Annotated in this window: 16 protein-coding genes; 5 read left to right on the forward strand and 11 right to left on the reverse strand. The window is 69.5% G+C overall.

Features of this window, described 5'->3' with window-relative positions; genetic code table 11:
• A partial coding sequence (locus tag AB0A69_RS15180) for a VCBS repeat-containing protein (RefSeq protein ID WP_361420672.1) occupies nucleotides 1–529 on the forward strand: 529 nt, incomplete at its 5' end.
• Between the two features lie 134 nt (nucleotides 530–663).
• Here AB0A69_RS15180 and AB0A69_RS15185 read toward each other — a convergent pair.
• The 4 genes from AB0A69_RS15185 to AB0A69_RS15200 form a co-directional block, all read right to left on the reverse strand.
• A complete protein-coding gene (locus tag AB0A69_RS15185) occupies nucleotides 664–2,058 on the reverse strand; it encodes a serine/threonine-protein kinase (protein WP_361420675.1) in 1,395 nt (464 codons plus the stop codon).
• Nucleotides 2,055–2,864, reverse strand: coding sequence for a serine/threonine protein kinase (locus AB0A69_RS15190; RefSeq protein ID WP_361420678.1), 810 nt, complete (start codon nucleotides 2,862–2,864; stop codon nucleotides 2,055–2,057). Before AB0A69_RS15190 ends, AB0A69_RS15185 begins: the two co-directional genes overlap by 4 nt.
• 249 nt (nucleotides 2,865–3,113) lie before the next feature.
• Nucleotides 3,114–5,180 (reverse strand): family 43 glycosylhydrolase, encoded by a 2,067-nt coding sequence (locus AB0A69_RS15195; RefSeq protein ID WP_361420681.1) that lies wholly within the window; start codon nucleotides 5,178–5,180, stop codon nucleotides 3,114–3,116.
• Nucleotides 5,181–5,197: 17 nt separating this feature from the next.
• The gene (locus AB0A69_RS15200) at nucleotides 5,198–6,733 is read right to left on the reverse strand and encodes a peptidoglycan DD-metalloendopeptidase family protein (RefSeq protein WP_361420685.1); all 1,536 of its coding nucleotides are present in this window, start codon (nucleotides 6,731–6,733) and stop codon (nucleotides 5,198–5,200) included.
• A gap of 449 nt (nucleotides 6,734–7,182) precedes the next feature.
• Between AB0A69_RS15200 and AB0A69_RS15205 the strand changes: the two genes are divergently transcribed.
• The 3 genes from AB0A69_RS15205 (at nucleotide 7,183) to AB0A69_RS15215 (ending at nucleotide 11,874) form a co-directional block, all read left to right on the forward strand.
• The gene (locus AB0A69_RS15205; RefSeq protein ID WP_361420688.1) at nucleotides 7,183–8,166 is read left to right on the forward strand and encodes an IS481 family transposase; all 984 of its coding nucleotides are present in this window, start codon (nucleotides 7,183–7,185) and stop codon (nucleotides 8,164–8,166) included.
• Between the two features lie 127 nt (nucleotides 8,167–8,293).
• On the forward strand, nucleotides 8,294–10,765 hold the full coding sequence (locus AB0A69_RS15210; protein WP_361420691.1) for a penicillin acylase family protein: 2,472 nt from the start codon (nucleotides 8,294–8,296) through the stop codon (nucleotides 10,763–10,765).
• Nucleotides 10,766–10,836: 71 nt separating this feature from the next.
• Complete coding sequence (locus tag AB0A69_RS15215; protein WP_361420819.1) at nucleotides 10,837–11,874, forward strand: alpha/beta hydrolase-fold protein; 1,038 nt, start codon at nucleotides 10,837–10,839, stop codon at nucleotides 11,872–11,874.
• A 304-nt stretch (nucleotides 11,875–12,178) separates the two neighbouring features.
• Here the strand turns inward: AB0A69_RS15215 and AB0A69_RS15220 are convergent, their stop codons facing one another.
• Nucleotides 12,179–13,840 (reverse strand): peptidase M23, encoded by a 1,662-nt coding sequence (locus AB0A69_RS15220; protein ID WP_361420694.1) that lies wholly within the window; start codon nucleotides 13,838–13,840, stop codon nucleotides 12,179–12,181.
• Between the two features lie 172 nt (nucleotides 13,841–14,012).
• Here AB0A69_RS15220 and AB0A69_RS15225 point away from each other — a divergent pair, with 172 nt between their 5' ends.
• A complete protein-coding gene (locus AB0A69_RS15225; protein ID WP_361420697.1) occupies nucleotides 14,013–14,687 on the forward strand; it encodes a cutinase family protein in 675 nt (224 codons plus the stop codon).
• Here AB0A69_RS15225 and AB0A69_RS15230 read toward each other — a convergent pair whose 3' ends face one another.
• The 6 genes from AB0A69_RS15230 to AB0A69_RS15255 all read right to left on the reverse strand — a co-directional run bounded on the left by AB0A69_RS15230 (nucleotide 14,688) and on the right by AB0A69_RS15255 (nucleotide 23,081).
• Complete coding sequence (locus tag AB0A69_RS15230; RefSeq protein WP_361420700.1) at nucleotides 14,688–15,773, reverse strand: BTAD domain-containing putative transcriptional regulator; 1,086 nt, start codon at nucleotides 15,771–15,773, stop codon at nucleotides 14,688–14,690. It lies immediately after the preceding gene.
• Between the two features lie 246 nt (nucleotides 15,774–16,019).
• The gene (locus AB0A69_RS15235) at nucleotides 16,020–17,330 is read right to left on the reverse strand and encodes a hypothetical protein (protein WP_361420703.1); all 1,311 of its coding nucleotides are present in this window, start codon (nucleotides 17,328–17,330) and stop codon (nucleotides 16,020–16,022) included.
• 38 nt (nucleotides 17,331–17,368) lie between these two features.
• Nucleotides 17,369–18,661, reverse strand: coding sequence for an MFS transporter (locus AB0A69_RS15240; RefSeq protein WP_361420706.1), 1,293 nt, complete (start codon nucleotides 18,659–18,661; stop codon nucleotides 17,369–17,371).
• Nucleotides 18,654–19,712, reverse strand: coding sequence for a ThiF family adenylyltransferase (locus AB0A69_RS15245; protein ID WP_361420709.1), 1,059 nt, complete (start codon nucleotides 19,710–19,712; stop codon nucleotides 18,654–18,656). The genes AB0A69_RS15240 and AB0A69_RS15245 overlap by 8 nt, the downstream gene beginning before the upstream one ends.
• Nucleotides 19,705–21,636 carry a radical SAM protein gene (locus AB0A69_RS15250; RefSeq protein ID WP_361420712.1) on the reverse strand — a complete coding sequence of 644 codons (1,932 nt, stop codon included), beginning with the start codon at nucleotides 21,634–21,636 and terminating at the stop codon, nucleotides 19,705–19,707. The genes AB0A69_RS15245 and AB0A69_RS15250 overlap by 8 nt, the downstream gene beginning before the upstream one ends.
• On the reverse strand, nucleotides 21,633–23,081 hold the full coding sequence (locus tag AB0A69_RS15255) for an ABC transporter substrate-binding protein (RefSeq protein WP_361420715.1): 1,449 nt from the start codon (nucleotides 23,079–23,081) through the stop codon (nucleotides 21,633–21,635). The genes AB0A69_RS15250 and AB0A69_RS15255 overlap by 4 nt, the downstream gene beginning before the upstream one ends.
• Between the last annotated feature and the right edge of the window lie 373 nt (nucleotides 23,082–23,454).

The following is a 23,454-nucleotide window of genomic DNA, read 5'->3' on the forward strand; positions in this document are numbered from 1 at the left end:
GGAGGGAAAGCTCGCCGACCCACTGTGGATCCTCGACGACTTCGGGGTCGACCAGGGGTGGAGCTCGGTCAAGGAGCACCCCCGCCACCTGGTCCGGACCACCGCCGGCGGAGCTGTGGACATCGTCGGGTTCGGCCCGCAGGGCGTCGTCGTCGCACGCGGGCGCGGCGACGGCACGTTCGAGCCGTCCGAGCTCGTCCTGAACGACTTCGGGCTCGCCCAGGGGTGGACGAGCAAGAAGCACCTCCGGTACCTCGCCGACGTCACCGGCGACGGCAACCCGGATATCGTCGGCTTCGGCGACGAAGGGGTCTGGGTGTCGCACAACTGCGGCGACGGCCGGTTCGGGCAGGCACAGCTGGTGTGCCGCGGCTTCGGATACGACGACGACGCAGGCGCCTGGCGGGTCGGCCACCACCCCCGCTTCGTCGCCGACATCACCGGTGACGGACGCGTCGACATCGTCGGCTTCGGCGGACCGGGCGTGTACGTGGCCCGCAACCTCTTCCGCCGCTTCAGAACCCGATAGTCCTCCCACCGCCTTCACGTCGCAGCACGGCGACCGGCCATGGGCATGCGCCGAGGGCGGCTGCCAGGCCACCGGCTCGACGCCAACCACCGCGAACGCAAGGGTGCCGAACGCCGGCCCGGCCAAGACACCCCCTAGTCACACTCCGGAAGCGCCGGACGTTCCTTGGTGCGGACGGCGGGGAGCCAGCCCGTGGGGGGCTGGGAGCCGGACGGGAGGCGGACGCGGAACCAGCGGGTGGACCGCTGGTCCTCCTCGTCGATGATGGGCTCCGCGTCGGGCACCTGGCAGTCGGCTGTGAGCACGTCGCCGTGCCAGACCCTGGTCGGTACGACGTTCTCCGCGGTGTAGGGCCGTGCGGGATCGATCGCCAAGCCCAGGCTGCACCGCGGATGCCGATCGGCCCGCTCCCGGCAGTCCCGCTCCGCGTTGTACACCCGGATCGTGCCGGGCGGCGCGGCCGAGCCCACCGGGGCCTCGTCCGACGACAGGGTCGCGCCGGCGATCCCGCACAGCGCGGTGGCCAGGACGGCGGCGCGGGCCCGGTCTCCCCGCCGGGCCGCCCCCGCCTCGGGTGTGTCCTGGTGGGCGACGATGCGGGCGAGCAGGCTCTCGGCGGTGTGCGGGGCGCGGGCCTCGTGGGTCGGGGCGAGGCAGTCGGCGGCCAGCGCGCGCCAGAACGGCGGCACGGCGTGGTCCATGCGCAGCGGCGCGCGCCCCTCGCCGTACTCCTGGACCGCGGCACCACGCGCCACGGGTGTGGCCCCGGCGAACGGTGAGCCGCCGGAGGCGAACACCTCGTGGATGACGATGCCCAGCGCCCAGATGTCCGCGGTCGGCCGGACCCGTACGCCGAGTTCGCCGAGGGGCGCCCGCCAGCGCTCGGGCGGGAAGTAGTCCAGGGTGCCCATGGGAGGCGCGTATCCGTGTGTCCCCGTCAGCTCGGTGGCGAGGCCGAAGTCCGAGAGCTTCACGGAGCGGTCCCCGCCCAGCAGGACGTTCTCCGGCTTGAGGTCCGCGTGGACCCAGCCCGACCGGTGGAGATGGGCGAGCCCCTCGCAGATGCCCGCGATCAGCCGGCCGCGATCGGCCTCGGGCACCCCCGCGTCGAGCAGCTCCCGCAGACTGCCGGCGGCACGTTCCATGACCAGGACGATCGCGCCCTCCAGAGTGGGGCGGTCGGGTGCGGTGAGAACGAACGACTCCAGGAGGCCGATCAGCCGGGGATGCCCGGCCCTGCGCCCGAGTTCGACCTCGCGGCGGGCGGATTCCACCACCCTGCGCGCCTGGCGCGGCGCGAGCCCGGCGGTCGGCATGATCTTGAGCGCGACGTCGGTGGGGCCGGGAGACGCAGCGGTCCCGCCGGCTCCGTCCGGGCGTCCGCCGGCCGGTCGCGCCGCGTACACCGTGGACCAGCCCCCGGAACCGATCAGCCGGGTGACCACCCAGTTCCCGACCTGATAGCCGGGCGGGAGCAGGTCCGTACGGTCGCATTCCGTGGTGTCTTCCAGGCCGTGCCGCGGTCTCATCGGGCGGACTGCCGCTCCCGCCCGCCGACCCCTGACAGGGGTGGCAGCAGCGCGAGATGCTCCTCCCGTACGAGCCCGAACCGCAGCGCCAGCCCGACGATCTCCTCCCGCTTGCCGTTGCGGCGGTCGCCCTTGCCGGGCTCGTGGACGGCCGTGCCGCCGATGCGCAGCTTCTCCTCGGCGAGGTAGTCGATGTGCGAGCTGACCGCCCGCGCGGTCAGCGCCCCACAGGTGAGGTGCCCCCTGAGCCGCTCGACGATCTGGGGAGTCGTGGGGACTGCCACACGCGACTGATCGCGCAGCCGGGGTTCGCAGAGCGCCACGAGGACGAGGAAGTAGGTGGCCGTCTCGTCCAGGGAGTACGCGGTGACCGTGGTGTTCCCCCAGGGAACGCCCATGGCCTCCGGGTCGAGGTAGACGTGGTCGGGAGCGAACACCTGGAAGGAGACCGCGAGGTCACCGCGCGTGGGCAGCACGACGCGCGAGAACTCGAACGGGATCGGCGCCCCGACCCGTCGCGGCTGAACTCTCAGGTACTCGCCCGCGCCCTCCGGGTTCTCCACGAGATAGCTGTGGGTGGTGCTGTGGTTGGTCAGCTGCCAGTGGTCGTCGGTCACGCGGATCTCCCCGGCGAGCCGGGAGATCGCCGGATCGTCGAGACGCAGCTCGACGGGGATCGTCGTGGAGCCCCGGCCGAAGCGGGCGACCTCGCCGGGGCCCAGCCGCAACGTCACCGCGTCACCGTGGGGTTCGGCGCCGTCGGCGCCACCGCTTCTCCTCGGCAGATGGATCACTACGCCGCTCACCGCTCCCCCGTTCCGCGTCGTTTGTCCGACCAGCGGAACGATACTCATCTCTCAGGGGAGTTCACCGGCGTACTTCGGACACATCGCCGGAACCGGCCGCCCGGGGCCGTGGAGGCCTCGTTCCGGGCGGCGCCGATTGGGGCAAGTCACCGTACGGCGGGGCCAGGGGCCTCGGTTGGGGGGAAGCACGGCGCCGGCGCAGCACCACAGCACCGTGCATATGGCGAGATCCGCACACCCCGCTGCACTTCAGAGAGCGGGGCTGCCCGACACGAGGGGCGCGACCGCGCGGTCCCCGAAAGCCGTCCACGGCTGCCACCCGCCGCTCGGCCGGGCCTGGACGCGGGTCCGCATCCGGCCCGCGACGGTGACGGCGAAGACGTGCAGCCGCCCGGTGGCGTCGAGCGCCGCCGAGGGTGTGGCGGCGAGCCGGACGCCGGGCTCGCCGAACTCCCCGCCGGGATGCGTGTCCCCGCCGGGAGCGACCTGCCAGCGGTGACCGAGTCGGGCGCCGCCGGGCGTCAGGGAGAACGCCTCCAGCCGGCCGTCGGCGTTCACGGCGAGCGCCGGGGCCGCGGCGCTCCAGCCGAACAGCGGCAGCCACTCGCCCCAGCCGCCGCTCGGCACGGCCTGCCGCCGGGCGAAGGTACCCACGCCCGACGGGCCGATCGCGGTGACGGTGAGCCGGCCGCTGCCGTCCAGGGCCACCCGGGGCGCGGCGCCGGCCGCGGTACCGAACCGGTGCCATGACGCGGTCCAGGGGCCGCCGGGGGCTTCCTGCCAGCGGTGGTCGATGCCCGAGCCGCCGGGGGCGAGGGAGAACACCTCCAGCCGGCCGTCGGCGTTCGCCGCGACGACCGGTGGCGCGCCCGCCGCCCCGCCGAATCCGGGCTCCCACGGGTCCCAGGCCCGGGACCCGGCCGACCTCTGCCGTCGTCGCGCGAGGGAGGCGCCGCCGGGGCTCAGGGCGAAGACCTCCAGCCGGCCGTGGGCGTCGCGGGCGACGGCGGGGGCGGCACCGGCCGGGCCGCCGAACTCCTCCCAGTCGTACCAGCCGCCGTCCGACCGCTGCACCCGGTGGTGCAAGTTGGCCCCTCCCGGGGCGAGCGAGAACACCTCGAGCCTGCCGTCGGCGTTGCGTCCGAGCGCGGGAACCGCACCGGCCGGACCGCCGAAGGGCTCCCACTCCGACCAGCCGTCCGTGTGCGGGTCGAGCTGGACGCGGCGCAGCATCGCGCGGTCGGCGGCGTCGAGCGCGAACACCGTCAGGCGGCCGTCCACGTCGAGGCCCGCCACCGGGTTGTCGGGGCTCTGCCACGGCGGTGGCGTGTCCGGCCACGACAGCGGCGCCACGTACAGCCCGTTCCGGAACCAGCCCGCAGCACTGGCGTACCAGTTCTCCCCGTCGCGGACCACTTCGACGGCGTGACCGGGCACGTGCCCCGCGTATCCGGCGAGCCCGAAACGGAAGGGGTCGCGCGACGCGAGGACGTCGGTGCCCTCGTAGCCGTTGCGCGGACCGATGAACAGGTAGTACCAGCCGTCTCGTTCGACGACGTACGGGGACTCGGTGACCGAGACGGTCGCGTCCGTGCTCGCGTCGGTGAACGCGACGCCCGGCTCGCTCCAGTGCAGGAGATCGGCGGAACGCCGGTGGGTGACGACGTGGTGGCCGCCCGGGCCGGAGAGTTCGGTGTAGTACATGACCCACTCGCCGCCGACCCGCAGCACCATCGGGTCACGTGCCGCGAGGCCCCGGAACAGCGGGCCGGACGGTTCGCGGGTCCAGGTGAACAGGTCGGTCGACGTGGCGAGGTTGATCGCCGCGCCACCTGCGCCGCCCGCGCCGCCCGCGCCACCCGCGGCGTAGAACATCCAGAACCTGCCGCCCGCCTCGACGACGTGCGGCGCCCACAGGTGTTCCTCACCGAAGTAGGACGGGTCGACGGTGAGCGCGTCGGCGTGGCTGCTCCACGGTCCGCTCGGGCTCGGCGCGGAGGCGTGGGCGAAGGACACCTCCGCCGCGCTGTCCGGGGACTCCCCGCGCGGCGCGCTGTTCCCGACGATGCCGAACAGGTGCCAGCGGCCCTGAGCCTTGATCAGCGTGTGGTCGTTGAGATAGCGCGGACCTGCCGAAGTGGACGGGTCGTAGACGTGCGTGAAGGGTCCCGCGCCGACCCGGCGAGGGGGCGGGGCGTCCTCAAAGGCCGCGGCGACGGCCGGGCCGGCGCCAGGGAACGGGAGGGCGCCCAGGAACGGGAGGGCACCGGCGCCGGCGGCTCCGCGCAACAGGCTGCGTCTGCTGATCGGAAGCATGAGTTCCTTCGGAGGGGTCAGTCGACGGCGGGGCCGGCGGAGTTGTTGAGCCAGGTCCAGTCGGACCAGGTGGTGAAGCCGGTCTGCCAGGTGTGGAAGGTACCGGCGTGGCTGGTACCGAAGACCTCGATGCGGCCGTCGGCGTTGGTGGCGGCGGTGACCTCGGTGCCGCCGGTGCCGAAGGGCGCCCAGTCGCCGAAGGGGGCGTTCACGGCGGTCTGCCAGATGTGCATGGCGGTGGTGCCGTTCATGGCGAAGACTTCGACGCGGCCGTCGGGGGTTCGTTCGCTGGTGAGCTGCGAGTCGGCGGGGCCGCCCACGGGTTCCCACCCGGACCAGCTGGTGGGGCCGGTCTGGTACCTGTGGAAGACGCCGACCGGTCCTGAGGCGAAGACCTCGAGACGGCCGTCGGCGTTGTGGTCGACCGTCAGGTCGTGGCCACCTTCGCCGAATCCCGTCCAGGAGGACCAGCCGCCGCTGGGGGTGGTCTGGTACCGGTGCTGGAAGGTGGTGCCGTTGAGGGCGAAGACCTCCAGGCGCCCGTCGGGTGCCTTCTCCATCTCCACCCGGCTGTCGGCGGGGCCGCCGCCCGCGGACTCCCATTCCGACCAGCCGCCGTTCGGGGCGACCTGGTACCGGTGGAAGAGCCCGGCCGGGCCCGACGCGTAGACCTCGATACGGCCGTCGGCGTTGACACCGGCCGCGGTGTCCCGGCCGCCGGTGCCGAAGGACTCCCATCCCGACCAGCCGCCGGACGGGCTCGACTGCCAGCGGTGCTGGAAGGTACTCCCGTTGAGGGCGAACAGTTCCAGGCGGCCGTCGGCGTTCGGCGCGAGAGCGAGTTCGGCGTTGCGGGGTCCGCCGAGCGATTCCCACTCCGACCAGTTCCCGTTGACCTCGCGCTGCCAGGCGTGGTGGACGCCGTCGGCTCCGGCGGCGAACACCTCCAGGCGCCCGTCCGCCGACCGCGCCGACACGACCCGGCCGGACTCCGCCGGATGCACCAGCGGTGCGGGCCGCGGACCGCTGCCCGGGGTGCAGGGCAGCACCACGCCGCGCTCCCCGAGGTAGAGCTCGGGGTCGACACCGTAGGAGGTGGACCGGTCCCCCCAGATCCGCAGATGGAGGTGGGGGCCGGTGGACTGCCCCTCGGAGCCCATCAGCGCGATCTGCTGGCCGGCCACGACGCGGTCGCCGACGGAGACGTCCCGCCGGGACATGTGCCCGTACTCGGAGATCCTCCCGTCGGGGTGCAGGACCCGGATCCACTGGCCGTAGCCGGCCTCGTACCCGGAGATGGTCACCTCACCGTCGCCCACGGCGTGGATCGGCGTCCCGACCGCGTTGGCGATGTCGACACCGTTGTGGTTGCTGTGGAAGTGCTGGGTCACGATGCCGGCGGCCGGGCAGGCCGCGGTGGCGACGGCAGCGGTCGGGGCGGTAGCGGTCCGGGCGGCCGCGGCCGGAGTCGCGGACAGCGGTGTCGGCAGCAGCAGGGCGGCTGTCACCGCGAGAACCCAGGTCAGTGCGCGTCGGGAACGTCCTGGAAGCACGAGTCCTCCTCCCCTTGGCGGTCTCGGGGTGAGTGGGATGGGACGGTCGGGGCCGTGCGAACGGCGGTACGGAAGCTAGCAACGGCGCGGTCCCGGCGGACCCCGGAAGGTTACGGACTGACAGGCGGGAGCACGTCGGCTAGGGAGTGGCCGCAAAGTAGCGTCGTCCGCCCTTAAGGGCGGGCCTGGCGGCGTCTGGTGCGTGCGATCGCAAGGCGGAGGATGGAGCCACTGCGGAGCATTGGCGACTGACGACAACGCGGCTGGGGGCACCCCCAGGCGCAGCTCTGGGGGAGTGCGTGCCAGACGCCGCCAGGCAGACGGGACTTTGCGGACACGACCTAGGTGTATTGATCACGAGCGTTGTTAACAGGGCCGGGTCTTGATCATGGCGAAGACCTCCGGTGTGGTGGAGGTGTCTAGGCTCCACACCACACACGGAGGTCTTCGTGTCCCACCGTAATGCCCGGCTGACCGTTCACGGCAGGCGGATCCTGGTAGAACGGGTCCTGGCCGGACGGCCGGTCGCGCATGTGGCCGCGGAGATGGGGATATCCCGTCCCACGGCTCACAAATGGGTCCGCCGCTGGCGGGCCGAGGGCGATGCGGGGCTGCGTGACCGTTCCAGCCGGCCCCGCACCACTCCGCACCGGACGCCCGCCTCGGTCGAAGCGCACGTCTGCCACTTGCGAACCGGCCGGAAGCTCGGCCCGGCCCGGATCGGCCCGATCCTGGGCCTGCCGGCCTCGACCGTGCACCGGATCCTGATCCGTCACGGCCTGAACCGCCTGGCCTGGCTCGACCGGCCCACCGGCGAACCGATCCGCCGCTACGAACGCTCCAGGCCGGGCGAGCTGGTCCACGTCGACATCAAAAAGCTCGGCAACATCCCCGACGGCGGCGGCCACAAGGTCATGGACCGCCGCACCGCGATGGACAACAAACTCACCACCACTGACCAGCGCAAGAGCTGCAAGCCGGTCATCGGCTACAGCTACATCCACTCAGCCGTCGACGACCACTCCCGCCTGGCCTACAGCGAAGTCCTATCCGACGAACGCCGGCACACCGCCGTCGCCTTCTGGCAGCGGGCGAACGCGTTCTTCGCCGCCCATGGCATCACCGTCGAACGCGTCCTGACAGACAACGGCTCCTGCTACAAGGCCAAGCTGTTCACCCAGACCCTGACCGCGGACGGAATCGCTCACAAGAAGATCCGCCCCTACCGGCCACAGACGAACGGCAAGGTCGAACGCTTCAACCGCACCCTCCTGGACGAATGGGCCTACCAGCGGCCCTATCGATCGAACGACGAGCGGACAGCGGCCCTGGCAGACTTCCTCCACACCTACAACCACCACCGCTGCCACACCGCACTAGGCGGACACCCACCCATCAGCCGCGTAAAGAACCCTGCGGGTCAATACACCTAGGGAGTGTCCGGTCCGGTCGACCGGACGGGCCCTGGACGTCCGCTGCCGCTGGTCATCGGGATTTCATCGGTCCTCCTCAGCATGGCCGCGTTCGGACGACGGCCCGTACGACTGGGGAAGGACGGCGATGGCACGGAGGAGACACAGAGCGAGGCTGCCGATGGCGGTCGCGGCCGCGGTGGCGGTGATGAGCACGGCGCTGGCCACCGGGACGGCGGTGACGGGAACGGCCGCCGCCCAACCGGCACCGGACAAGCCGACGATCCGCTACACCGAGTACGGAATCCCGCACATCATCGCCTCGAGCTGGGAGGGGCTCGGAACCGGCTACGGATACGCGGCGGCCAAGGACAACATCTGCACCCTGGCCGACACCTATCTGATGGTCAACGCCCAGAGGTCCCGCCACCTGGGGCCCGACGGCAAGGCGAGTCCCGGCCAGAACCAGAACACCACCACCAACCTCAACAGCGACCTGTACTTCCAGCGGATCAAGGACAACCGGGTGGTGGAGCGGCTCCTCGGCAAGCCCGCCCCCGACGGGCCGGAGCCGGAGGTCAGAGAGGCCATCCGCGGCTACGTCCAGGGATACAACAGGTACCTGGCCGAGACCGGCGTGGACGACCTCTCCGACCCCGCCTGCCGCGGTGCGGCCTGGGTGCGGCCCATCACGGAGCTGGACGTCTACCGGCACGCGCATGCCGAGATCATCATGGGCAGCGCCGACGCCCTGCTGGACGGCCAGGTGAACGCCGCACCCCCGGGCGCCCCGGCCGCCGCGCGGCCGGCGTCCTCACCGGCGAGGACCGCGGCGACGACCGCGGCGAAGATCCGCGACGCGATGGCGGTGAGCCGCCGGCAGAGCATGGGCAGCAACGCGTTGGCGGTCGGCTCGCAGGGCGTGTCGGGCGGCACCAGCATGCTGCTGGCCAACCCGCACTTCCCGTGGCAGGGCAAGAACCGCATGTGGCAGAGCCAGCTGACGATCCCGGGCAGGGTCAACGTCTCCGGGGCCAGCCTGCTGGGATTCCCCGCGGTGAACATCGGCCACAACGAAAACGTGGCCTGGAGTCATACGGTCGCCACGGTGGCCCCGTTCGGGCTGTTCGACGTACAAGTGGACCCGCTGAACCCCACCGCGTACCTGGTGGACGGTGTCTGGGAGCAGATGACCTCCCAGAAGGTCGAGGTCGAGGTGCGGAAGCCCGACGGCTCCCTCTCCAAGGTCACCAGGACGCTGTGGTCCACCCGTTACGGCCCGGTCACCACCTCGATGCAGGGCGTCCCGCTGCCCTGGGTGGTCAGCGCGCACGCGGTACGCGACGTGAACATGGACAACCTGCGGGCGCTGAACACCTGGTTCCGCCTCGACCAGGCCAAGGACGTCCATGACGTGGTGAACACCCTGGAGACCACGCAGGGCGTCCCCTTCTTCAACACCGTCGCCTCCGACCGCAAGGGCAACGCGCTGTACGCGGACATCCAGGCCACACCGAACATCACCGATGAGCACGCGCGCGCGTGCCTCACCCAGACCGGTCAGCTGCTGTTCAACCAGTCACTGCGGCTGCCGAACGTGCCGCCGATCTCCATCCTCGACGGCAAGCGCAGCGCGTGCGACTGGCCCGACGACCCGAACGCGGTCGCGCCGGGCCTGTTGGCCCCGCAGAAGCAGCCACGCCTGATCCGCTCCGACTTCGTGGGCAACGCCAACGACAGCGCCTGGCTGGCCAACCCCGAGCAGCCGCTGACCTTTCCCCGGGTGATGGGCGACATGTCGGCGCCCCGTTCGCTGCGTACCCAGGAACTCGTCCTGACCGCGCAGAAGCGGATCAACGGCACCGACGGCCTGCCCGGCAAGGGCTTCACACCGGAGACCATGGGGAAGTTGCTGTTCGCCGACAACAGCAGGGCGGCCGACCTGGCGCTCAACGCCACGGTGTCGATGTGTCAGGGCCTTCCCTTCGGGCTCATCCTGGTGGACGGCAACCTGGTCAACGTGAGCGAGGCATGCCCGATCCTCGCCGCCTGGAAGAGCCACGACTACACGGCGGACAGCCGCGGATCCTGGCTCTTCGCGAACTACTGGTCCTTCCTGCTCAATGGGCAGGGAGTCGAGAAACTGCCCTGGCGGGTTCCCTTCGACCCCAAGGACCCGGTGCACACGCCCAATTCGCTGGACGCCGGCAGCTCCGCCGTCCGTGACGCGTTCGGCCGCGCCGTGCTCGCGCTGCGCAAGGCCGGGATTCCACTGAACGCCCCCCTGTCGGACATCCAGAAGGTCACCCGCGGTGGTGAGCGGATCCCGATCCACGGCTCGCTCGGCCAACTCGGCGTGCTGAACGTGATCACTCCCGGCCAGGTCGACGGGGAACTGGACGTCGTCTTCGGATCCAGCTTCATCCAGCAGGTCCGGTTCACCGCCGATGGTCCGCCGCAGGCGTTCTCCGTCATGGCCTACTCCCAGTCGGCCGACCCGAATTCGCCGCACTACGCCGACCAGACCAAGCTGTTCTCGGCCGGCGAGTGGGTGACCGGGCGATTCACCGAGGAACAGATAGCGGCTTCACCGCACTTGCGGATCAAGGTTCTGGACTGAGCATGCCGACAACCTCAAAGGGGGACGCAGTGATACGGAGAACAGGCTGGCGGCGACTGGCGGTGGCGTGGATGCTCGCCGCCATGGCCGTGGTCGCGCCGGCGGGTCCGGTACAGGCCGCCGACGGACGTACCGCGCCGCCGCCGATGGCGAACGGTTTCGGTCTGACCCAGGTCGGCGCGGCGACAGGAAGTGCCACCAACTTTTACCTCACCGTGACCACGCCCGAGGTGGCGGGCGAGCAGCACATCAAGATCATCCTGCCGAGCGGCTACTACGACGACCCGGGCCGGCGCTACCCGGTGCTGTACTTCCTGCACGGGTCACCCGACGACCCGATCCAGCAGAACTATCCGGCGCTGAGCATGTCGAACGAGATGATCACCGTCATCCCCGACGGCGGTGCCCGGAGCTGGTATGCCAACTGGCTCAACCAGAAGACGGCCCTGGGGGCCCAGAACTGGGAGAACTTCCACCTCAAGCAGGTGATTCCGTTCATCGACGCCAACCTGCGGACCATCGCCGCCAAGAAGGCCAGGGCCATCGCGGGCATCTCCATGGGTGGGTTCGGGGCCTTCCACTACGCCCAGGTCCGCCCCGACCTCTTCAGCCAGACCGCGTCCCTGTCGGGAGACATCGACCTGTCGGCCAGGTCCATGGACCTGCGGATGGCCGTCGTCGCCACCGTCACCGACGCGTTGGGCGCGGTGTGCGCCTCGGCCTCCGGATATTGCGATCCCAAGGAATCCCCGTACAAGCCGGGTGTGGACAGCGACGCCCTGTTCGGCTCGCCGTACCCCGTGTTCAACGTCGACTGGCGGTGGAACGAGGTCGACCCGTCCCAGCACATGGACCGGCTCGCCGGAGTCGGGGTCTCCCTCTACACGGGCGACGGCGGCGGCTCACCGCTCAACATGGAGTTCTGGGTCTCGGGTGCGGCCAAGAACGTCAAGGCCGAGATGGACGCCCTCGGCATGCCCTACTACTACGTCAACTACGGCGACGGCTCCGGCTGGGGCACCCAGTGCGACGGCGGCCACAACGCCGGCTGCTGGGAACAGGACCTCCGGGACCTGATCCCCCGGCTGGAGAGGTCCTTCGCCTCCTAACCCCCGACACCCCCGACACCCCCGACACCCCCGGCGTCGAGCGCCCGCCGTCGTCCCGCAGACCGCATCAGCGGCGGGCGGGACGGCGGCGGGCGCGCGCTGCCGGAGCGCTCCTTCCAGACAGCGCCCCGGGCCGTGACGGCTAGGGCCTGTCTTCCGGATCTTGCCGGGCTCGCGACGCCTGGCACCGCGCCTCGCCGCGTTGTCGTCGGTCGCCAATGCTCCGCAGTGGCTCCCTCCTCCGCCTTGCGATCCACGGCACCAGACCCCGCTCCCTAATCCGGCCTGATCCGAAAGACAGGCCCTAGGTGATCGCGGGACCCGAGTCGTTCAACCAGGCCCATGCGGACCAGGAGGCGAAGCCGGTCTGCCACCGGTGATGGACGCCGGCGCGGCTGGTGCCGAAGACCTCGACGCGACCATCGGCGTTGTTGCCCGCACCGATCGACGTGCCGCCGCCGCCGAAGGTCTCCCACGGCGAGAACTCCGCGTTCGGGCCGGTCTGCCAGGCATGGCTCGCGGTGGTGGCGTTGATCGCGAACACCTCGACCCGCCCGTCGACCGACCGCGACGTGGCCAGCTCGGCGTCGGGGATCCCGCCGGTGCCGGTCCACGCCGACCACGAGGTCGGGCCGGTCTGCCAGCGGTGGAACACGCCGTCCGCGTTGGAGGCGAACACCTCCAGCCTGCCGTCCTGATTGTGGCTGGCGGTGACGGCGCGTCCTCCGGTGCCGAAGTTCTCCCAGGCGGACCACCCGCCGTTGACGCCGGTCTGGTACAGGTGCTCGAACGTCGAGTCGGACAGCGCGAAGACCTCGAGTCGCCCGTCGGGCGCGTTCTCCATGGCGAGTCGCGCGTTGGCCGGGCCGCCGCGGGTGCCTTCCCAGCCTGCCCAACCCCCGCTGGGCGCCGTCTGCCAGCGGTGGAACACACCGTCGGCGTTCGAGGCGAACACCTCGATCCGGCCGTCGGCGTTGTTGCCCGCCGCCAGCCGGTACCCACCGGTGCCGAAGTTCTCCCAGGCGGACCACCCGGCACTGGGCCCGGTCTGCCACATGTGGTCGAACGTGCTGTCCGACAGCGCGAACAGCTCCAGCCGGCCGTCCGCGTTGGACGCCACCGCCAGCTGGGCGTTGCGCGGACCACCCGCGAACCGCCACGGCGACCAGGCGCCGTTCACCGCGGTCTGCCACGCGTGGTACACCCCGTCGGCACCGGCGGCGAAAGCCTCGAGGCGTCCGTCGGCGGACCGCCCGGACACCACCCGGCCGGAGGCGTAGGGGTGCTTGGGGCCGCCGCTCGTACCGGCCCACAGCGCGTTGGCGATCAGCGTGGCGTCGCCCGCCTCGATCCCGTACAGGTGGCGCAGGTCCTCTCGCGGTTGCTGCACACGCCAGCACACCTCGCCGATCGGCGCGTTGTTCCACGAGCCGCCCTGATACAGCCGTTCCATCGCGTCGAGGAAGGCGTTGGTGGCGTAGGCCGGGTTGAGACGCTGCTCGCGGGTGCCCCACCAGTCCTGCTGCTGGAACAGGCCGACGCTGGTGTGGTCGACGGCCTGGGAGTAGTTGTTCATGCTGGACTCCACGATGATCGTGGCGATGGCGATCGCCGCGGCTCTCGGGTTGAGCCCCCGGTCCTTCACCGCCTGCGTGACCATCCGCGCGCAGGACATCTTGTACGCGTTCAGATAGCCGGCCATCTTCGCGTCCAGCTGCGGGTTGAGCTGGTCGGCCATGATGCCGTCGGTGGCCGATGGACCGGCCGGATCACACGGCGCGGTCGGAATGGCCATGCCCTGCGGGCCACTGAAGTACCGGGAGACGCCGGACCGGTCGTCGCCCGGCGAAGGAAGGGGTCCGGGTCGGGCGACGGCGACCGACGCGGTCAGCCCCAAGACCAACGCCCAGATGCCGGCCACGAGGGCCAGTCCGGTGAACACGCGGTATAAGCCGCCTCTTGCCATGGTGTGCCTCTCCGTCGGGAAGTCCGGTCGTTGGCGGCCGACAGTGGAGGGCACGGATGAAATACCGATGGAATCGGTCCTCCCCGCGCTTTTCATCGGAGCGCGTTTCATCGGTATGTCATCGGCCGCTGCCACCGTCGTACGCGTAGGCAGACCACATGGGGAGGATCGAATGCGAGCGAAGAGGATGACGGCCGCGTTGGCCGGGCTTCTGCTGACGGCGGGGCTTTCGGTGACACAGGCGTCCACGGCGCAAGCGGCGGCGGGAACGGCAGCGGCTCCGTGCGAGGGCACCTACACGATCGTCGTCGGCGGTACGGGAAGCTCGTGGAACAACGACGGCTTCACCGGCAACATCCAGCAGCACGTCGGGTACCCCACCCAGATCCCCAACGGCGCGAGCGCCCGGGCAGGCGTCAACGAGCTGAACCGGCTGGTGCGCGACCAGCGTGCCGCGTGCCCGGGCCAGCACGTCAAGATGGGCGGGTACTCACTGGGCGCCGCGGTGGTGCACATCTGGGTCACCGAGAACTGGCAGACCTTCGACAACGTCAACGCCATTCTCATCGCGGACCCCAAGCGCCAGGGCGGCCCCGGTGCCAACGGCGGTTCCGTGCCCTTCGGCGGGATCGTCGGCGCTCCGCTCGCCGGCGCCGACAAGTTCTTCGGCAACGTACCGGTCAAGACGATCTGCCACTGGGACTACGTCTGCGACGAGTCCGCCGGCATCTGGACGTACCCGAACAACCACATCAGGAACTACCCCCACGACTTCAACATGGATCACCACAACGACAGCGCCAACGAGCAGTGGTACAACGGCGCCTGGTACCCCGCCTCCTGGTGATCAGCGGCCGGTGGCGGGCCCGGCCGAGGGGGTGAGACCGAGGCCGACTTCGTCACCGCGCAGAATCATCTGGCGCGCCCGCCGCAGCAGCCGGCTCGGAGAAACCCCGAGGTCATCGGCGAGCCGGCGGCGGGCGCGCTCGAACACCGTCAGGGCATCGGCCTGGCGTCCGTTCCGGTACAGCGCCCGCATCAGCATCGCGGCCAGCGGCTCGTTGAGGGGGTGCGCCGCCGACAGGGCGAACAGTTCGGCGATCGCCTCCGCATCCTGGCCGAGGCGCAGCTGCCACTCCACCTTCCGCTGCGCGAGGGCGATCCTGCGTTCGGTGAGCCGCAGCCGCGCCAGTTCGGCGAGCGGCCCCGGCAGACCGGCCAGGGGCTCCCCGCGAAACAACTCCAGCGCCTGGGCGCAGAGGCGGACCACCTCGGACGGTTCACCCGCTCGATCGGCCTTCGCGATACCGGCGACCAGTGCCTCCATGCGTACCACGTCCACGTCGACCGCACCGGAGACGAGCTGGTAACCACGGAGCCCGCGCTCGATGACCGGATCCGGACCGTCCCCGGCGCACAGGGCCTTGCGCAAGCGGTAGATGTACACCGGCACGACGTTCGCGACCGGCGGCTCCATGCCCCATACGTCGTCGAGCAGTTCCTGCCGGCTGAGGGACCGCCCCGCGCCCAGCGCCAGGGCCGCCAGGACGGCCTGCTGGCGCAGATGCCCGAGGTTCAGGGGCCGCCCCTCCCGCCAGGCCTGCAGCGGCCCGAGCAGGGAGAGCCGTACCTTCGGTCCCGCCGCTCGTACGGCGGCGGTCCGTCGAACCGGTCTCACCGACCGCGTGCGGGGGCCACGTCCGGGGACGACCAGACCGCTGTCGAAGGCGTGGACGATGGCGGCGGCCCGGTCCCGCAGACCGAGCTTCGCCAGGATCCGCGCGAGGTGCTCGGCCACGGCGTCCTCGGTGATGGCGAGGGCGGCGGCGATCTCGTCGTCCCGCAGGCCGCAGCCGACCGCGGAGAGCACCTGGCGCTCCTGATTCCTCAGCACGGCGGGGGTGGGGCGGTCGGTGGTGACGGTCGTCGGCATCGCTGCTCCCCGGGCTCCGGACGGGTCGGTCTGGTGGGCGCCGTCGACAAGGTAGTGAGGGGAGCGGCGGGCAGGACATCCGGAACGCTCCGGAGTGACACGCGCACCCGCATGACATCCCGAGCGCGCGCCGGCCGGTGGCGGGTGGTCAGTTGGAGGTGTCGAGCGCCGGCTTGCCGACCGTCCTGCGAGCGCGGAGATCCTCGCCGCGGGGCTCAGGAGGCCTCCAGCGGCGTTCCGCAGCCCTTAGGCGGTCCGCTGGTCGGGGCGCCGGGCAACGAAGCCCGCCATCGGGAACGGATGGACGGACGCCCAGGCCTGCTCGTCGGTCAGCGTGTCCACACAACGGGCAAACCACCCACGGACGCGGTTCAGCACCGGGGCGTCGAGCTCTCGCAGTCCGGCGATCTGACGGTACTGGAGGTACTCCAGCATCAGGAGCTCGATCGATCGTTCGCGGACGAAGTCGGTGCCCTCGTCCAGCCCGTCCTCCCGTACCCTCGCGACCCGGCTTGCCAGCTCCGTCCGCGCGCAGCTGGCCACTTCCACGGCCTCGTATCCGACGGACAGGGGGAAGGGCTGGAAGCGGCCCAGCGCAGACCTCAGGAACACCCAGGGCGTGGGCGAGTGCACCGGGTCGCACAGGAGCCCCGCCAGGCCGATGCCGCGGAAGACGGGGTGGACGATGACCCTTTGCACAAGCGTCAGCGTTTCGTTGACATCGGCGTAGGCAGCGTGCCGCTCCCACGACCGGGGGTATGGGGAGGACATGACCTGGACGCCCACCACCCTGCCCCGCAGTTCCAGCGCCCGCAGCTGGACCCGGTAGGCCTCCGGGGAGACGTCGAGTCCTCCCATGTAGTGGAACCGGGCGAGTTCCGCGTAATCGTCCGCTGTCCCCTCACGGACGACGACCTCGTCCCGAAAGGGAGCCGTGGCCTCACAGGGACGCCGCACCACGGATTTGGAACCGTTGTAGTCGAGCGTGATGAGGAGGTCCGGACCCAGTGCCTCCACCAGATCGTCGTGCGCGGTGGCGACGACGGCCGACACTCCGCGCTTGCGGCAGAACCGCTGAAAGCTGTACGCGACGGCTTTCGCGCTGACGCGATCCAGGTTCGACAGGAACTCGTCCACGACCAGAAGTGTCCCTCCGCGCGCGTACGCGAGGGCCAGCTGAGCACGGGCCTTCTGCCCGTCGGACAACGCCTCGTAAGGAGTCAGGCAGACGAAAGCCTCCCCTAGTCCTACCTGCCCGAGGAGCGAGAGCGCCTCGGGCAGCGGCAGGTCCAGCAGTTCCACGAGCGGTGCGTCGCCCGTCGGCGGATGCGGCACCTGGGCCTCCGGGTGGTCGGCCAGGAACATCCGCAGGAGACGGCTCTTCCCACTACCCGAATACCCCCTCACATACGTGAGACCGGATGCCGGGAGCTCGACCTCATCCAGAACGGGAACGCCCGTGAAGCGCTCTTCCGAGAGCCCGAAGATCTCGCGCACTGTTTCGATCGCCGCCGACGTGTGTTTCAGAGGCGGGCGCGACCAGCTGTATACCGTCATTCCAGTTTCTTTCTGCCTGCGCGTGCGCGTGCGCGTCTTCAGTTTTCCGTTCCCCTGCTGTGCGCCGGATCGGAGACGGCTTCGTATCCGGCCCCACTCGGAACCTCACGCAACGTACGGACGGGACCGAAGAGGGGCCAGAGGGCGGAGAGTGCGATGCCCACCGAAGCGACGATCAGCGTTCCTCGCAGACCCAGCAGGGAAGTCCCCAGGACACCGGCCACGAGGCCACCGACGGGTTCGACTCCCCAGCTGATGAACCTGAAGGACGAACTCACCCTTCCGAGGTAGGCGTCGGGAACGAGTTGCTGCTGCAGGGACATTCCCATGATCAGCAGGATGACGACGAAGAAGGTCCAGACGAAGAGGCCCGTGCCCACCATGACGGCGCCGACCACAGCCCCGCGGTTCTCCGCAAAGGGAACGAGAAGGCCTGCCAGGCCGGGTACCGCATAGCTGATGAGCATGACGCGGCCTAGACCGAAGCGGTTGCCGAGACGAACCGCCGCAGCAGATCCGAGCAGCCCGGCCACCCCGCTGACCGTGGTGATCACGCCGATCAGGAAAACGCTGAACCCCAATACGCGTACGGCGTACAAGGTGAACAGAGCGAAGAAAACGGCCGTGAATATATTGAAGTGCGCGGCCGCCAGGGCGAGGGGCCTGAGAATGGGGCTACCCCACAGCATCTTCAGCCCCGCCCGCACAGCGGCCCCGTGGGAATCGCCACTGTCCGTCTCGCCCTTGAGGGGTGCGGCCTTGGGCAGCCTGCCGAGTATCACGCTGCTGATGAGATAACTCACGGCGTCGACGACGAGCACCACAGGCGCGCTCATGATCTGGACGAGGACACCGCCGACACCGGGCCCGGCGACGTCCCCGACGGACTGAGTTCCCTGCATCCACGAATTTGCGCGGGAAATATCGTCTTTCCCCACCAGTCGAGGCAGGTACGGCACCATGGCACTGTCGAAGAGCAGGCTCATCGCGCCCACGACGAAGGCGACGAGCAGAAGCAGTCCGAGGGAGAGGGAATCGAGCCAGAAGAAGACCGGAACGGAGAGGACAGCAAGTCCCCGCACAGCATTGGCCAGCAGCATGAGGTTGCGCCGCTCGAAGCGGTCCACCCACACTCCTATGGAGAGCCCGAACAACAGAATGGACAGCGAACCCGCCGTGGTCAGAAGGCCCATTTCCCAAGCGCCCGCATCGAGCGTGAGAACGGCCACCAGCGGCAGAGCGAAGAGGGTGATCTGCGACCCGGCCAGCGATACGGATTCAGCGGCCCAAAGGCTGAAGAACCCAGTCTTCGCCAGGCTCGACTTAGCCAATGATCTTACCTTTCAAAGAGTCGGCGAAATGACAGCCGCATTCCCCACCTTCAAGGAAAGAGGTAGCTCCGCCGGAAAAGTTGAAATAACCCCGCCGATTACTGATCGAACAGTGGCCGGTGGCGAGAAAGCATATAACCTCATGGGCCAGGAGAGCAGAGACCACGGTGTTGGCCGGCCCGAACGAGTATGGAGTCGGAGCCGGGCTGTCACGCTCCAGAGCCAGGTCCTCGGGAGTGAGCAGAGAGGTACGGACCCTTTCGAAGCAATGCCAGCAGTGCCCCTTGCCGGGATCGAGTACGGGGCCCCAATAACCTGATCCGAGCCCCACGGCCGCCACGGCGATCGGCACCCCCCGAGGCGCCGCCCAGCGCCACGCGATGCCGACGATATCCGGTGGCGTGTCGGCAGCGACGACCAGGAGGTCGAGTCCTTCCGGCAGAGCGTGGAGGTCCTCCGGCCGTTCCACGAACGCGTCGACGGGACGAATCTCGGCATCCGGAGCCAACCGGCGCAACGCGCGGGAGGCCACGCTGGTCTTGGGCAGGCCGACATCGTCCCACCCCGCCAAGAACTGGCGATTGAGATTGTGCCGCTCCACGCGGTCGTGGTCGACCAGCCACAGGAACCGGACCCCCGATCCGACCAGGTGCTGGGCGACGACCCCGCCGACCGCGCCCGCACCCAGAACCGCGACCCTACTGCGTTCGATGCGCTCCTGCATCGCAACCGCGTCGGAGCCGAACATGGTCAGGTAGCCGAGCTGCCGCTCCACGGCAGTGCCCCGACGCGCTTCGGGATCGTGCTGCGAGAGCCAGCCCAACCGCTCCAGACGGCTGGTCACACGATGGAGCGTCGCCTCGTGAGGAACGCCGGAGAGTCGCACACCCTCCCCCCTCAGGGCGTCGATCACCGGGGCGAGCCGGTCGACGGAACCTCTGATCCGCAGGACCTCCGCGCCGCGGATGAGGCGGACGCTGTCCGGTTCGACGGAGACGACTACGGTCTCGGCGAGGCGCAGGGGAGCCGCTTCGGTGTCCGGCTCAGTCACCTGCGGCGCCCTTCCCCCCGCCCGCAGGCACGAGCATGCCGAGTTCGGCGAACCGCCGGGCCGCGTCCGGGGTGAGGCCGGCGCTCACGGCCGTCCGCTCGGGCACATTGAACGGCTGCCCGGTGAGGTGCGGAGCGAGCAGACGGGACGCGGCACGCGGCAGGGTGAGCCGGTTGCGTGTTCCCATGTGGGTGCACACGAGCTTGTCCCCGAGGTCCAAGAGGTCGAGTTGCTCGACCGGCATGCGGACCAGCTCCCCGGGCCTGGCGATATCGGCGGCGGCGAACTCGGAGGTTTTGGTCCTCGTGGACACCGCCCGCGCGAACTCGCGATAGCGCTGGTACACCTCCTCGCGCTGTTCCCGCGTCATCGCCGGGTCCGTGTTGTGCAGATGGTTCAGCGCGTACTGGGACTGACCGACGACATCCGTCCGGGTCAGCGGCACCAGTCCGAATCGCTCCGGCTCCCGGCCCACGTTCGACGACCGCGTGGCCTCGAAGGGAAAGACGGAGACGGAGTCCACGCAGTCGGCCAGGTCCTCCATGTCCCGCAGGGCGGCGAGAGCTTCCTCGTACGTGGTCGAGGGAAGGTCGGGAATGAGATTGACCTTCAGCCGCATCCCCACGTCACGGGCGTCCCTGAGGAACCTGACATTCTCCTCTCGGTCCGCCGACTTGCGCACGAGCTTGAGCACCCGCGTGACCATGGTCTCCAGGCCGATGACCAGAAACTCGCAGCCCGACTCGACCATGCTCCGGAGCAACTCCCGGTCGAACCTGCGATCGACCATGGCGAAGGAGTTCCACGTGACGTCCAGGCCCCTCCGGATGAATTCCTCGCTCATCCTGCGCGCGAAGGCGGGAGGGATGGACTCGGTGACGAAGTTGAAGCGGCGGACACCGAACTCCTCGGCCAGCCACTGCACCTCGTCGGTGAACTTGTCCGGGTGGCGGCCTCGGAACGGCTGGCTACCACCGTAGAGTTCGACGAAGTCGCAGTAGTCGCACTTACCCCAGTAGCAGCCGCGAGCCTGGGTGATGCTGAGGGTGGGAGTGGCGAGTCTCGCCAATGCGCTACGCGCATACTCCGGACGCGGCAAGGTGTTGAGGTTGGGGCCGACTCCCGGATCCACGTGGACCACGTCTCCGTCGGCAGTCATCGTGGACACGCCGGGCACGGCCTGCGGCCGCCACACCCCGTCACACACCTGGCGGGCCAGTTCAGCCAGGGGGTACTCCCCGTCGAAGCGCACAACGCAGTCCACCCCCGGATTCGCCCGGATGAAGTCCTCCAGGTCGGAAGGCTGCATGAGGCTCAGGGTGGCGCCGCCCAGGACGATCCGAAGGTCGGGTCGCACCGACTTGAGCAGCTCCACCAGCACGAGTGCGGGATACATCTGCGGGCCCATGGCCACGGTGATGCCGACCAGGCCCACCTCCCGCGGGATCTTCTCAGCGATCCCGGACCACGCGTAGAAGTCCTGGTAGAAGGCCGCTTCACGCGGGTAGTCAGAGGCGTTGAAGACCGCGGTGTCCGGGTTGACGGCGAACGGCTGCGCAAGGATCTCCATCACCCAGCCGTACGTGCTGTCGGCGCCGAAGTGATGACACCCCCGCTCGTCGATCAGCAAGGCGCGGTTGCTCTCGGCCCAGCGAGCGGCGGCGGCGCACAGCGAATCCCTCGAGACGCCGGCAACGGCTCCCCTGCCGAGCGGCGCGATGACGTCCGGGCTCAGCAAGAACTCCGCGAAGGCCTCGTTCAGATCCTCCTGCCCTGCGGCCAGCCCCTGTTCCTTCAGGTAGCCGGCGAGGACGGCGGAAGCGGGGTAGATGCTCCCGAAGTTGGTTTCCACCATGGGTGGGAAGACCAGGTGGACGGAAGGCACGGCCTGCTCACCCGGTGGCGTATCGGTGCTTGAGCTCATGTGCTGTACCGCTCCGTCGCTGTGAGGTCCGTCGACTGGGAAGAAAGGGCCAGACCGCTGAAGTCGACGAGGCCCGTGGAGTTCAGGCTCAGTCGCGTCACCCGCTGCGAGTGGACACAGTGCGCCCGCACCTGCACGAGCGGCACCCGCGGCATCCTGTCAAGCCACCGCCGGTCGGCGTCCTGCCAAAAACGCGGAGCCCTGAGCGGATCGGTCTGCACGGACGCCTCGTCGATGAGCCGGTCCAGTACCGGGTCGGCGAATCCGCTGTGCACAGCCGCCGGCCGGTCGGACCGCCACGTCGCCAGCAAGGCGGCCGGGTGGGGGAACTCGGCCGCTGTCAGGGTATAGAGCAGGCCGTAGTCCCTTTTGATTACCGCTTTCACGTAATCCTGGTAGCTGAGCGGCCGGAGGACGGCGTCGATCCCGAAGGTCTCGCGGAGTTGCTCACGCACCAGCCCGACGACCGTCTGGTTCGGGCTGAAGTCGGCATAGGCGAAATCCACCGTCTCGCCGAGCACCCGCCGGACGTCCTCGACCTCACGGCGGGTCGGAGCGTGAGAGGCCGCCGCGAGGTCGGCGGGCAGCTCGTACGCATCACACCACGGAGCAGTCTGCGACCAGTACGGCGCCACCAGGCCCGCACAGCCGTCAACGATGCGATCCCGGTCCACGGCAGCTCCGACGACCCTGCGGACGGCCCCGGTGACAGCGTTCACACGGTCGCCGAATTCGATGCTGCCGAAGATGGAGATGTTCCGCTTCAGCAAGTTCGGATGTCCTGCGAATCGGGTCGCTTCAGGGATTCCGAAACTGGTGGCAGAGGAAATGTCCACCAGGCCTTCGGCATAGGCGTCGAGGGCTTTCTGGAGCGATGGGTAGTGCTGAAACCCGAGTTTTCCGGGACCCTGAGGCCACCGCTCCGACCTATCGCGCCTCCTCGACAAGACAATGCGATCGGGCAAGGCCGAGGTGAAGGTGAAGTCGCCGAGGCTAGGGCCGTTCAGCTTTCCGGAGCCGGGACGCAAGGGCGCCAACTGCGGAAGCGTGAAAAATCCGTCCGCAAAGGAGGTGGGGTGCTCGAACCGGTACTCGACCGTTTCCCTGTCCACCACCGTTACGGGTTCCTCGCCCTCCTTCTTACTCAGGAGAGAGGCAAGCCATGAACCGGGTTTCCGCGCAATACGCCGGACGGCCCGCTCGGCATGGCTCGCTTCGAGCGGTACACCGTCGGACCAGGTCAGCGACGTATCCAACGTCACTCGCCAGCGGCGGCCATCGTCATACGCCCGGGGCGAATGGGCCGCCCCCGACCCGACCGCGCCCTCTGTCAGGAGAGTCCGCACCAGAGCCTCACCGATGAGCCTTCCGTCATAATCGACGGGCCACGAGAAATCGACGCTCAACGGCATGGAGTCGAGCGCGAAAGTAATTTCAGCGGACATGGCACTCCCCGAATATCCCTGACACAGGGATGCGCATCGGAATGCCCGGCCGGTCACCGGCCGGGCATCCCTATTTTCAGCAGCGGTGCACGACGGCAAGAACGTCGCTAAGCGACTCCTGCTCGAACTCGAAGTCGTCACGGTCGTCCTGGGTGGCGACCTCAACAATGTTGTTCGCGTCCATTTTCTGCACCCCCCCTCTTCACTGCTTCTTGCGGAGAACCTACGCAGGCCATTCAACGATCGTCAACAAGAATTCACGTGTGACCTGGATCACTCGATCAATTCAGGACAGTTAATGCGTCATTGTGGCCGGGAATCGCCTGGACTCGTGTGTCAAAACATCCGAGGCCCGCCGAGTGCGCGCCACGCG

This window comes from Streptomyces sp. NPDC045431 (assembly GCF_040646655.1).
Lineage (GTDB): Bacteria > Actinomycetota > Actinomycetes > Streptomycetales > Streptomycetaceae > Streptomyces.

Coding starts and splice junctions, on each gene's coding strand:
- AB0A69_RS15195 (WP_361420681.1), bottom strand. CDS start 5,180: ATGCTTCCGATCAGCAGACGCAGCCTGTTGCGCGGAGCCGCCGGCGCC.
- AB0A69_RS15230 (WP_361420700.1), bottom strand. CDS start 15,773: ATGCCGACGACCGTCACCACCGACCGCCCCACCCCCGCCGTGCTGAGG.
- AB0A69_RS15210 (WP_361420691.1), top strand. CDS start 8,294: ATGGCACGGAGGAGACACAGAGCGAGGCTGCCGATGGCGGTCGCGGCC.
- AB0A69_RS15225 (WP_361420697.1), top strand. CDS start 14,013: ATGCGAGCGAAGAGGATGACGGCCGCGTTGGCCGGGCTTCTGCTGACG.
- AB0A69_RS15215 (WP_361420819.1), top strand. CDS start 10,837: ATGCTCGCCGCCATGGCCGTGGTCGCGCCGGCGGGTCCGGTACAGGCC.
- AB0A69_RS15255 (WP_361420715.1), bottom strand. CDS start 23,081: ATGTCCGCTGAAATTACTTTCGCGCTCGACTCCATGCCGTTGAGCGTC.
- AB0A69_RS15220 (WP_361420694.1), bottom strand. CDS start 13,840: ATGGCAAGAGGCGGCTTATACCGCGTGTTCACCGGACTGGCCCTCGTG.
- AB0A69_RS15235 (WP_361420703.1), bottom strand. CDS start 17,330: ATGACGGTATACAGCTGGTCGCGCCCGCCTCTGAAACACACGTCGGCG.
- AB0A69_RS15250 (WP_361420712.1), bottom strand. CDS start 21,636: ATGAGCTCAAGCACCGATACGCCACCGGGTGAGCAGGCCGTGCCTTCC.
- AB0A69_RS15185 (WP_361420675.1), bottom strand. CDS start 2,058: ATGAGACCGCGGCACGGCCTGGAAGACACCACGGAATGCGACCGTACG.